The sequence below is a fragment of the Rahnella sp. ATs2 genome (assembly GCF_051851855.1).
GTDB lineage: Bacteria > Pseudomonadota > Gammaproteobacteria > Enterobacterales > Enterobacteriaceae > Rahnella > Rahnella variigena.
Map to the genome: position 1 here is coordinate 89,075 of NZ_JBLYPL010000020.1, position 10,193 is coordinate 99,267.

Genomic DNA, 10,193 nt, shown 5'->3' on the forward strand with positions numbered 1-10,193 from the left:
GCGAGAAAATGCTTATGTCAGTCAATACTGAAAACTCTTCTTCAAGCCAGACTACTGTTCTTGAACGCCCTGAAGCGGGTACCGTTTACGCTTCCCTGTTTGATAAAATTAATCTGACGCCGGTGACTTCACTGGGCGACCTGAATGATTTCCAGGACACCGCTGCCCTGGCTGATGTGACCGCCGATCAGCGTGTGACGGCAGCCGTTCAGGTCTTCCTTGAGCGTCTGAAGCAATCTGGCCAGACCGTTGAGCGTCTGGATAAAACGCTGCTCGATCACCATATTGCAGAACTGGACAATCAGATCAGCCGTCAGCTCGACGCTGTGATGCATCACCCTGATTTTCAGCGCGTGGAATCCGGCTGGCGTGGTCTGAAGTTCCTGGTTGACCGCACCGATTTCCGCCAGAACGTCAAAATTGAAGTGCTGGACGTTTCTAAAGACGACCTGCGTCAGGACTTCGAAGATTGCCCTGAAATCATCCAGAGCGGCCTGTACCGCCACACCTACATTCAGGAATATGACACACCGGGCGGCGAACCCATCGGTTCTGTGATTTCCAACTACGAGTTTGACGCGTCAGCCCAGGATGTTGCGCTGCTGCGTAACATTTCTAAAGTCTCCGCTGCCGCGCACATGCCGTTCGTTGGCGCCGTCGGTCCTAAATTCTTCCTGAAAGATTCCATGGAAGAAGTGGCTGCGATTAAAGACATCGGTAACTACTTTGACCGCGCGGAATACATCAAGTGGAAATCCTTCCGTGATTCTGACGACTCCCGCTATATCGGTCTGACTATGCCACGCGTGCTGGGTCGTCTGCCGTATGGTCCGGATACCGTTCCTGTTCGCAGCTTCAACTACGTTGAAGAAGTGAAAGGTCCGGATCACGAGAAATATCTCTGGACCAACGCAGCGTTCTCCTTTGCCGCCAACATGGTGAAAAGCTTCATCAAAAATGGCTGGTGCGTGCAAATCCGTGGCCCGCAGGCTGGCGGTGCGGTGACTGACCTGCCGATCCACCTGTATGACCTCGGCACCGGCAATCAGGTGAAAATCCCGTCAGAAGTGATGATCCCTGAAACCCGCGAGTTTGAGTTTGCCAACCTGGGCTTCATCCCGCTGTCTTACTACAAAAACCGCGATTACTCCTGCTTCTTCTCTGCCAACTCCGCACAGAAACCGGCGCTGTATGACACCGCGAATGCCACTGCAAACAGCCGCATCAATGCGCGTCTGCCGTACATCTTCCTGCTGTCACGTATCGCGCATTATCTGAAGCTGATCCAGCGTGAAAACATCGGCACCACTAAAGATCGCCGCCTGCTGGAACTGGAACTGAACACCTGGATCCGCACGCTGGTCACTGAAATGACCGATCCGGGCGATGACCTGCAAGCCTCTCACCCGCTGCGTGATGCCAAAGTGACCGTAGAAGATATCGAAGACAACCCGGGCTTCTTCCGCGTAAAACTGTACGCCGTACCGCACTTCCAGGTGGAAGGGATGGACGTGAATCTGTCACTGGTTTCTCAGATGCCTAAAGCGAAAGCGTAAGAGGCCGGAGTGGTAATGAAAATTTATCGACCACTATGGAGTGAGGGGGCATTGCTGTCCCCTCAGCAGTTCCAGCAGCAGGCTTTATGGGAAGCACATAGTAATCAATGTGTTGCCCACCTGTCCGTTGTTAATCCCTGGGGCGTAGCCACAGCTGAATTTGATGAAGGCTTGCTAAGTGTCAGACGTCTGCAGGCACTACAGCTGACCGTGCGTCTGCCTGACGGTTCTCTGATAGATACCGGGAGCAGCGATCTTCTCCCCCCTGCCCGGGATTTATCTCAGGATATTCCGGCACAAGTCAATGAGCTTACGGTGATGCTGGCAATGCCGTTATTGCAGGCAAACAGCAGCAACGTACAACTCACTGACAATGCGGGGGATCGCCCGCTCCGTTATCGTCAGGAATGGGTAAATGTTCAGGATGCATTCGGTCAGGAAGAAGAGTCCATGGCTGTGGCCCGTTACGCTTTGTCTCTGCGTTTTGACACAGAACAAAACGAGGAATACCTGATCTGTCCTGTATTACGTCTGGTTCGCGACGGTCAAGGCGGCTGGAGAAATGACAGTACATTTATTCCTCCGTTGCTGGCAATGTCCGCTCATCACGGCCTGGTCCTGGACATGGAGCAAATTCTCACACAATTGCAGGCTAAACGCCGCCGCCTGATGGGGATGCGTCGTGAGAGCAATCAGCGTATGGCCGATTTCGCCGTCGCAGATGTGTCATTGTTCTGGCTGCTTAATGCCCTCAATACGCATGTTTCAGCATTATCTGAACTGGTTAAAAATCCGGCGCGACACCCTGAACAAGTCTGGTTTGAATTATCGAAACTGGCGGGGAGCCTGCTGACGTTTTCCCTGGAACATGATATCGAAGCGATACCGGCTTACGACCATGCGTCCCCAGAGACCGTTTTCCCGCCTTTACTTGACCTGATCGGGGAGTTACTGGAAGCCAGCCTTCCCTCGCGCGTTATCTCGCTGGAAATGCACAGGATCAATGGCCAGCAGTGGAAAGCGCCTCTTAATGACAGTCGCCTGCGTGAAGACGCAGACTTCTACCTGTCAGTGCGCTCAACACTGCCCGCTTATCAGCTGATTTCCCAGTTCCCTGCTTTATGTAAAGTCGGGGCTCCGGACGATGTCAATAATATTGTTAACGTCGCACTTAATGGCGTGCCACTGATCGCTTTAAGCCATGTCCCTGCGGCAATCCCTCTTCGGCTGGAAAATCAATATTTCGCCCTGGATCTCAAACATCCTTCTGCACAGGCCATGCTGGATTCGGGTACGTGCATGTTCTATGTACCGGAACTTCTCGGTGAACTGCAACTGGAACTCTATGCGGTGCTTCGGTCATGAGAAATGAAATAGATATTGATGAGTTGCTGGCCGATACCTGGCTGTCCGTTGTGCAGTTACGTAATGGAGTGGTTGCAGAAGAAGGCGAGGCTTTATACGAGCGCTGCCGCGCACAGGTAGAGCGAGTTCAGGACCAATTACAGCTGGCCGGTTACGATAGCGAAAGCGTTGAACATATCACTTATGCCCAATGTGCATTGCTGGATGAAACCGCACTCGGTCGACAGGATGAGGACAAGGCGCCTGATAACGGACATATTGCCTGGCAGCGGGCACCGTTACAGGCGCGTTTCTTTGGCTCTCTTCAGGCAGGTGAAGCGTTATATGAACGGATCCGCTCTGTGCTGCGTCAACCGGCTCCCGATATCACTGTGCTGAGCTGTTTTCATCGGGTCTTATTGCTGGGCTTTCAGGGGCAATATAGCGCTCAAACCATCAACCCTCAGCAACGTGAGCAAACCCTCGCCGCCCTTGCCGGGCGGGTCACTCCCTTCAACGTGGTGCTCCCAGGTGCATTGCTCAGTAAAACAGGACGGGTACGTGGCGGGGCATTATTACGCTCACTCTGGTTCTGGGTTCTGGTTGCTATTGTGATCGTGTCCGGTGTCTGGTGGGGCGGGCATGTCTGGCTGCAACATCTGATTAATCAGCAATTGCCGGGGCAGTTCTGATATGCGCATCGGTTCTCGTTTATCAGTTTACTGCCTGACCGGGATGACAGGATGTCTGGCACTTCTGTTGTGCTGGGGATTCAGCCCATTTGACACCTCTACAAAATCAGTCATTACCCTCATCACAGTGATCTTAATGGCTGGACTGATGCTGTGGGGAAGGCGCCATGATGTGTTCATCGATGAGACGACACGACTGGAAAACCTGCCAGAGATATCGTTTTCGCAGCCGGTCGTTCTTGTTTGCGGGGACAAGCTGGATGCGCTGTTTGGTGAAACTACGGTACGGATTACCCCACTTGCCTGTTATGTCAAAACAGACATCGCAAAACCGTTATCCATTTTCGTTGATGCGGTGCTATCACAACGTCCCGGCTGGATCCGCCAGATGGCCGTACTGTACAGCGTTTCGCCGGAAATTCATGCCGATGAAGCTGTCTGCCGTGCCGCAATTAAAAGCTGGCGTCAGCAGTTTTATCGTTTGCAAAAGCGCATCGGATGCCGCATTCCCGTGCTGGTCAGTTGCCGGCTGAACGGAACGGCGTCGCCCTGGTTTGTGGGCGCTGCCGACGGAAAAATGATCGTCAGGGACGACGATGAAGGCGCAACACGGCTGAGTGACTGGTTGAGTTCGTCAGACATCAATATGCAGCCCGCTCGCCAGTCTCAGGCTATCTGTCTTGAAGCAGCCTGTTCATGGCTTCGGGACGTTGTGCTTAATGAAATGCAGCATCCTCAAACCCTGAGCACGCCGGTTCTTCCCGTGGCCGTGGGTGTCAGGTTTGACGCCGTGTCGGGTGTGCCCGATAACCTTTGGTCTGCAGCATTGACGCGGCGTACCACACTGAATGCGCTGATGCCCTTGCAATCAGAGAGCGTGGCAACTCTGCCTTTTCCCGATCCCTTGTTACCGCTGCTGTCCGGCACTACCCGGCGGCCATTTGCATACCGATTTACTCGTGTTGATGCGGGTATATCTCGGCTACCGGTGCAATGCCCGTCTGCAACTCACCGTCCCTACCCGCTTGCTGCCGGAACCCCGGCTCGGTGGGTCCCGACGGATACAGCTCGGGCGTACCGGTGTGCTGGGTTTACAGGAAAGCAAACGTGACAGCCTGCCGCAAAGTATGACCGTCAGCCTCGGCACCTATCAGGGTGTACATGAAGAACCTTTGCTACCCGCTGAGTCGGGAGAATACCGGTTCCGTTAACCCTGCAATCAAGACATTGCAGGGACACAGTATTTTTTGCGAATGAAGAAAAAGGATGCCCTGATGGCAAAAATAATTTCCTCACCTATAAGATGGCAGTATTTCAGCCTGTTTCTGCTCGCGGTTCTGCTTAGCGGATGTGGCCTGACTCAGAAAGTGGTCGATGGCACCAAAGGCGTGACCAAAGCGATTTTCTATAAGCAAATTAAAACACTGCATCTCGATTTTTCCTCGCGCACTTCTATGAACACAGATGAAGGCGATCAGTCATCACTTGCCACCATGGTGCGTGTTTATCAGCTTAAAGATCGCAAAGCCTTTGACGCCGCGGATTATGAAAAGCTGCTGCTTCAGGCCGACAACCTGTTAAAAGCCGATGCCCTGGCCTCTAAGGAAGTGCTGGTGATGCCGGGCGGTGATGTATCACTGGATATGCCCATGGAACCCGATGCTCAGTTTGTCGCCGTGGTGGCGTTGTTTCGCAACCCGGACAGACAACACGATACCTGGCGGGTGGTCCTGAAACGGGAAGAGCTTGATCCCGACAAGCCCCGCACGCTGGAACTCAGTAACGGGCAGCTTACGTTGTTACCACTCAAAGATTAAATGGAGGTTTCTGTGGTTGATATCCTGAAAAATCTTCTCCCTGATGCGACAGGTCTGTCCCGCTACTCACTTGATATCTGGAACAGCCCTTACAGTCTGGACGTGCTGAACTTTCGCGGCGAGGAACAGCTCAGCGAGACCTTTTCCTACACCGTTGACGTCACCTGCCCCGAACCGGATATCGACGCCGCGCAGATGCTGCGCCAGTTCGCCAGCTTCACTATGGGCACGCCTTTCCAGCCCGAACGCGCCGTGTACGGCGTTATCCGTGACTTTCAGCGCCTGTCGACCTCCGCCGACGAAACCCTGTACCGCCTTGAGCTGGTGCCGCGCCTGCGGCTGCTGGAAAACAGCACCAACAGCTTTATTTTTCAGAACCAGTCGGTGCCTGAAGTGGCGGAGTTTATCCTGCGCAAGCACGGGCTGGAGGGGCAGGATTTTGAGTTTCGCCTCAGCCAGACCTACCCCGACCGCGAGCTCATCACCCAGTGGGGCGAGACCGACCTGCAGTTTATAAAACGCATTCTGGCCGAGGTCGGTATCTGGTTTCGCTTTGAGGCGGACACCCGCCTGACGTGTGAAAAGGTGCTGTTCGGCGACGGGCCGGAGCAGTACCAGTTTGGCGTGACTCTGCCGTACTGCGAGCCGTCGGGGATGAGCGACGGCCACGCCGAAAGCGTCTGGGGGCTGAAAATCCACTGGAACGCCGTGACCGGCAAAATCTTCAAACGCGATTATAACTACCGCGAAGCGACCACGCCGCTTGACGCCAGCGCGCAGGTGCGCAGCGCCGCGCCGGTGACCGGAGAAAGCTACCTTTATGCCCGACCCTACCGCGAGGCCGGTGAGGACGTGGACGCCGCCGCTGAAACCGGCGCGTTCTACGCCCGCATCCGCCATGAACGTAAACTCAATCATCAGTGCCGCATCTTTGCCCGCACCACCGGCAGCGGGCTGGCGCCGGGTCAGGTGCTGGAGCCGCAGGCCTATCCGTTCAGCGACCTGCCGGACGGCATCCTCATTACCCGCATCGTCGCCAAAGGCTCGCGCACCGACCACTTCCGCCTCAATATCTGGGGCATGGCCTACCGCGAAACGATTGGCTTTCGCCCCGAACCACCGGCGCGGCCGGTGCTCAGCGGCACGATACCGGCGCGGGTGGAAAGCCCGACCCGGGGCGACACCTACGCGTGGCTGGATAATCAGGGGCGTTACCGCGTGCGCATTGACGGCGACCGTGCCCCGGCGGATGCCGGTTACGCGTACCTGTGGGTGCGCCTCGCCAAACCCTACGGCGGCGACGGCTACGGCTGGCATATGCCGCTGACCGACGGCACCGAAGTGGCGATTGCCTTTGACGGCGGCGATCCCGACCGGCCGTACATCGCCGCCGCGCTGCACGACTCCGAACATCCCGACCACGTGACCGAAAGGAACCACACCCGCAACGTCCTGCGCACCCCGTCAAATAACAAGCTGCGGATGGAGGACCGGCGCGGTGAGGAGCACATCAAGCTCGCCACCGAATACGGCAAAACCCAGCTGAATAGCGGGCATATCGTCGATGCGCAAAACGCGCCGCGCGGCGAAGGTTTTGAGCTGCGCACCGACGAACACGGCGTCCTGCGCGGCGGCAGGGGCGTCTTTCTCAGCGCGGACGCCCAGCCGCAGGCGCAGGGTCAGGTGCTGGATAACAGCGCGGCGATGGCTGAAATCGACTACCTGCAGCGTCAGGTGAAAGCCCTCAGCCAGGCCGCCGCCGAAGCCAGCGCGCTGGAGGCCGACATCGCGGCGCAAATCGCCATGTTCAGCGAACGGCTGAAGCCGATAAATCAGGTGGTGCTGGCCAGCGCGCCACAAGGGATTGCACTGACCAGCGGCGAACATATGCAGCTGGCCGCCGCCAAAAACATGATACTGAACGCCGGTAACAATGCGGATATCGGGGTGATTAAGAACCTGACCGTCAACACCGGTGAGGAAATGGGCCTCTTTGCGCTGAAGGGCGAAATGAGCCTGAAGGCCAGCGAAGGCAGGGTCGACGTTCAGACGCAGAACAACCGGCTGGCGCTTGCGGCGGGCAAAAAAGTGAGCATCACGGCGGTGGACGGCGATATCCTGTTCAGCGCGAAAAAGCGCATCACGTTGATTGGTGGCGGCAGCTACCTCATCCTGCAGGACGGCAAAATTGAGTACGGCACGGCCGGTGAATATTTCAGGAAAACGCCGCACACGGTGCTGACGGTGGCGAATCCTGTACGGCTGAAAATGCCCTATCTGCCTGGAGGCGGAAAATACGACCTGGCGCTGGATTTCAGGGATCAAGACTTAAATGCCATAGCGAACGCGGGTTACCGCATCACATTTGAAAGCGGCTCAGTACTGGCTGGCAAGCTTGATGAACAGGGATATGCACTGCATAAAAATGTGCCGTTTGAATCAGCCAGCGTGGAATACGTTCTGCCCGAACCCTTACCGGATCCGGACTGGGAACGCTACACCTCACTTGATGCGGCAACGGACAGCCTTTTAACGAAATAACAGGGACAATCACCAATGGATGACGATTTCGAAAAGGCGCTGGCATTTTTCACTCCGCCACCTGACAGCTGGGTCTACAGCGGACAAAGAAAAATTGAGGCCGCAGGCCAATGGATTTGGGAAACCCTGCAGGGAGATTTCAATACAGAACAAACTACCGGACAGGTCGTCACAGGGACGGTGATTTCCATGATCCCTTTTGTGGATCAGCTCTGCGATATCCGCGATCTGGTGGCTAACTGCAAAAAAATTAATGAAGACGACAGCGACACCTGGGCATGGGTTGCGTTATGCCTGACATTGATCGGCTGCTTCCCGGTGTTAGGGTCGCTGTGCAAGGGCGGATTTAAAGTCCTGTTTTTGTATTTGCGCAAAAGTCATCTGGATCAGCTAAACAACCCCGGCCAGCTTTACCGTGCACTTGAAGGCGCCATCGGCTTATTGAACGATTTTCTGAATATGCCCGCCACGCGCAGCGCGCTGAAGTATCTGAAAATTTATAACCCTTACCGTTTCCTCGAGGAAAAATTACGCGGCGTGATCGACAGCCTGGACGTCTTCGATCTGTTAAGTGTTTTTGATGAACTCCTCTCCGTCACCAAAAAACTTCTCGATAAAGTCACGGCCTGGGGCCCGGCATCGTTAAAGCAACCCGTGGCCGCCTTGTGGAACATGCTGATGGCAGTACGTCGCAACGCGGACCGGATGCTAAGTAAAGCCCTCGCCCCCGTCACGGATTTACTGGAAAAACTGGCAAACCGCCTGCGTGTTGAAGGTGACAATGCCTACCGCGCGCATGTGGGCAGCAACGCACACCTCTACGGCGGTGAACGGGCGGCAAAAGAAGTGGAGATGTTTAAGCAGGAAAAGCCGGATTGGGTGGATGTTGGGGCACCAACAGAAAAATTTAAACCGCTAGGTAAGCTTTCGACTGTGCAATCAAAGAAAATTGCTGAGGGTTGGCCTGATATTAGTGAAAATTCAAATAATGTAGTTTTAAAAGGCAAGTTTGATACTTTCGATAATTCCTTGATAGGTGTTGAAATTCCTCCTGGTGAGATTCTCTATCGGGTCATTGACCCTAATTCTTCAGACAACAGCATCTGCTGGATGCGAAAGGCAGAGTTTGAAAAGCTGACGTCGAAAAGTGACTGGCGTAAAAACTTTGCCGTATGGAAAAGCTGGAATGAAAACGGAGAATATGTCGTTTACACCGTTCCGCCGGGACAGTCCCTCAAGGTCTGGGAAGGCCGGGCTGCAACACAAATCAATGAGAATGCCAAAGAATATTCGCTTGAAGGCGGAGCGGTACAAATCGTACTGGACCCGTCGCAGCTTAGAAAAGAGTTTACCGGTGAGCGGCGTAAAACCGGCTGGGGCTATGGTGATGTGGCCGGTGACCCTGTCAGCCCTTATCTGGGGCTACCGAAGCTAGAGAATAAAAACAACTGGTATGAACCAAAAGGAAAAGAATAATGGGTATTTTACATCCGCAGGAATGTTACTTTTTAGAAAAATTTATCTCAGCAGAACATTTTGCCGAAACCCGTGATGCCATTATTGCTTATATCGATGCACATGAAGAAGCCCTGGCAAGATATAAACGGGAGATGCCTCTCAATACCCGCAAACTCCCACAATGGCAGCAGGCAGATATAGTATGGGAAACTCGCGTGATGCCTAATATCAGACCGATGAAAGAACGTTACATGAAAGCTTATATTCTACGAACACATAACGACATCAAAGCATTCGATATCGGTCATGCTATGAGCAATATTAGCAAAGGTATTGTTGAGTTTTGGAATGGATGGATGACTGAATATGAAATAAATAAAATTTCTGCTCTTGAATCTGTGGCTAAAAAACTTGACAGGCGATTATCAATGACGCTGCGAGGGTCATGGGATGATGGGGATTTGACCTATACCGGTTGTGGAAGCTTATATTCAAACATTGAACTCCCAGCAAAAATACCTTGTTATAAACTTGATCCTTCCGTAAGAATAGAAATAGGACAGAATCCCGAACAAACAGGCTTCTATCTTCCGGATATTAAATTTGCAGCAGCCCGGTTTATTTCCGAGGACTTTGGGCAGCCGGTTCTTGCATCTCAGGGCATCAGACGCAGTAACTGGTCAGACCCAGAAACGGGTGAAAAAGATTACAACTGGGAAGATATTGAATGGACCGAAACCGGTTGGACTCTTATCCGCCGGGTTGAAGGCGAATTTATCGATGTC

7 protein-coding genes and 1 pseudogene are annotated in these 10,193 nt (G+C 53.9%); all 8 read left to right on the forward strand.

Annotation, left to right across the window (positions count from 1 at the left end; translation table 11 throughout):
* Nucleotides 1–8 precede the first annotated feature (8 nt).
* Nucleotides 9–1,556, forward strand: coding sequence for a type VI secretion system contractile sheath large subunit (gene tssC / locus ACJY2G_RS20005; protein WP_113876422.1), 1,548 nt, complete (start codon nt 9–11; stop codon nt 1,554–1,556).
* A 15-nt stretch (nt 1,557–1,571) separates the two neighbouring features.
* Nucleotides 1,572–2,921 carry a type VI secretion system baseplate subunit TssK gene (gene tssK, locus ACJY2G_RS20010; protein ID WP_430320654.1) on the forward strand — a complete coding sequence of 450 codons (1,350 nt, stop codon included), beginning with the start codon at nt 1,572–1,574 and terminating at the stop codon, nt 2,919–2,921.
* On the forward strand, nt 2,918–3,592 hold the full coding sequence (gene tssL / locus ACJY2G_RS20015; RefSeq protein ID WP_430320653.1) for a type VI secretion system protein TssL, short form: 675 nt from the start codon (nt 2,918–2,920) through the stop codon (nt 3,590–3,592). The genes tssK and tssL overlap by 4 nt, the downstream gene beginning before the upstream one ends.
* 926 nt (nt 3,593–4,518) lie before the next feature.
* Nucleotides 4,519–4,803, forward strand: a pseudogene (locus ACJY2G_RS20020) (type VI secretion system baseplate subunit TssG); the annotation flags it as partial.
* A gap of 63 nt (nt 4,804–4,866) precedes the next feature.
* Complete coding sequence (gene tssJ, locus ACJY2G_RS20025) at nt 4,867–5,409, forward strand: type VI secretion system lipoprotein TssJ (protein WP_439292028.1); 543 nt, start codon at nt 4,867–4,869, stop codon at nt 5,407–5,409.
* On the forward strand, nt 5,410–7,950 hold the full coding sequence (locus tag ACJY2G_RS20030; protein WP_439292029.1) for a type VI secretion system Vgr family protein: 2,541 nt from the start codon (nt 5,410–5,412) through the stop codon (nt 7,948–7,950). It abuts the gene before it with no gap.
* A 15-nt stretch (nt 7,951–7,965) separates the two neighbouring features.
* Nucleotides 7,966–9,426 (forward strand): hypothetical protein, encoded by a 1,461-nt coding sequence (locus ACJY2G_RS20035; RefSeq protein WP_430319326.1) that lies wholly within the window; start codon nt 7,966–7,968, stop codon nt 9,424–9,426.
* A partial coding sequence (locus ACJY2G_RS20040) for a type VI secretion protein ImpA (RefSeq protein ID WP_439292030.1) occupies nt 9,426–10,193 on the forward strand: 768 nt, incomplete at its 3' end. The genes ACJY2G_RS20035 and ACJY2G_RS20040, both read left to right, overlap by 1 nt.

Bases quoted from the DNA above. Each gene is read 5' to 3' on its own strand.
- tssK (WP_430320654.1), top strand. From the start codon at position 1,572: ATGAAAATTTATCGACCACTATGGAGTGAGGGGGCATTGCTGTCCCCT.
- ACJY2G_RS20035 (WP_430319326.1), top strand. From the start codon at position 7,966: ATGGATGACGATTTCGAAAAGGCGCTGGCATTTTTCACTCCGCCACCT.
- ACJY2G_RS20030 (WP_439292029.1), top strand. From the start codon at position 5,410: ATGGAGGTTTCTGTGGTTGATATCCTGAAAAATCTTCTCCCTGATGCG.
- tssL (WP_430320653.1), top strand. From the start codon at position 2,918: ATGAGAAATGAAATAGATATTGATGAGTTGCTGGCCGATACCTGGCTG.
- tssC (WP_113876422.1), top strand. From the start codon at position 9: ATGCTTATGTCAGTCAATACTGAAAACTCTTCTTCAAGCCAGACTACT.
- tssJ (WP_439292028.1), top strand. From the start codon at position 4,867: ATGGCAAAAATAATTTCCTCACCTATAAGATGGCAGTATTTCAGCCTG.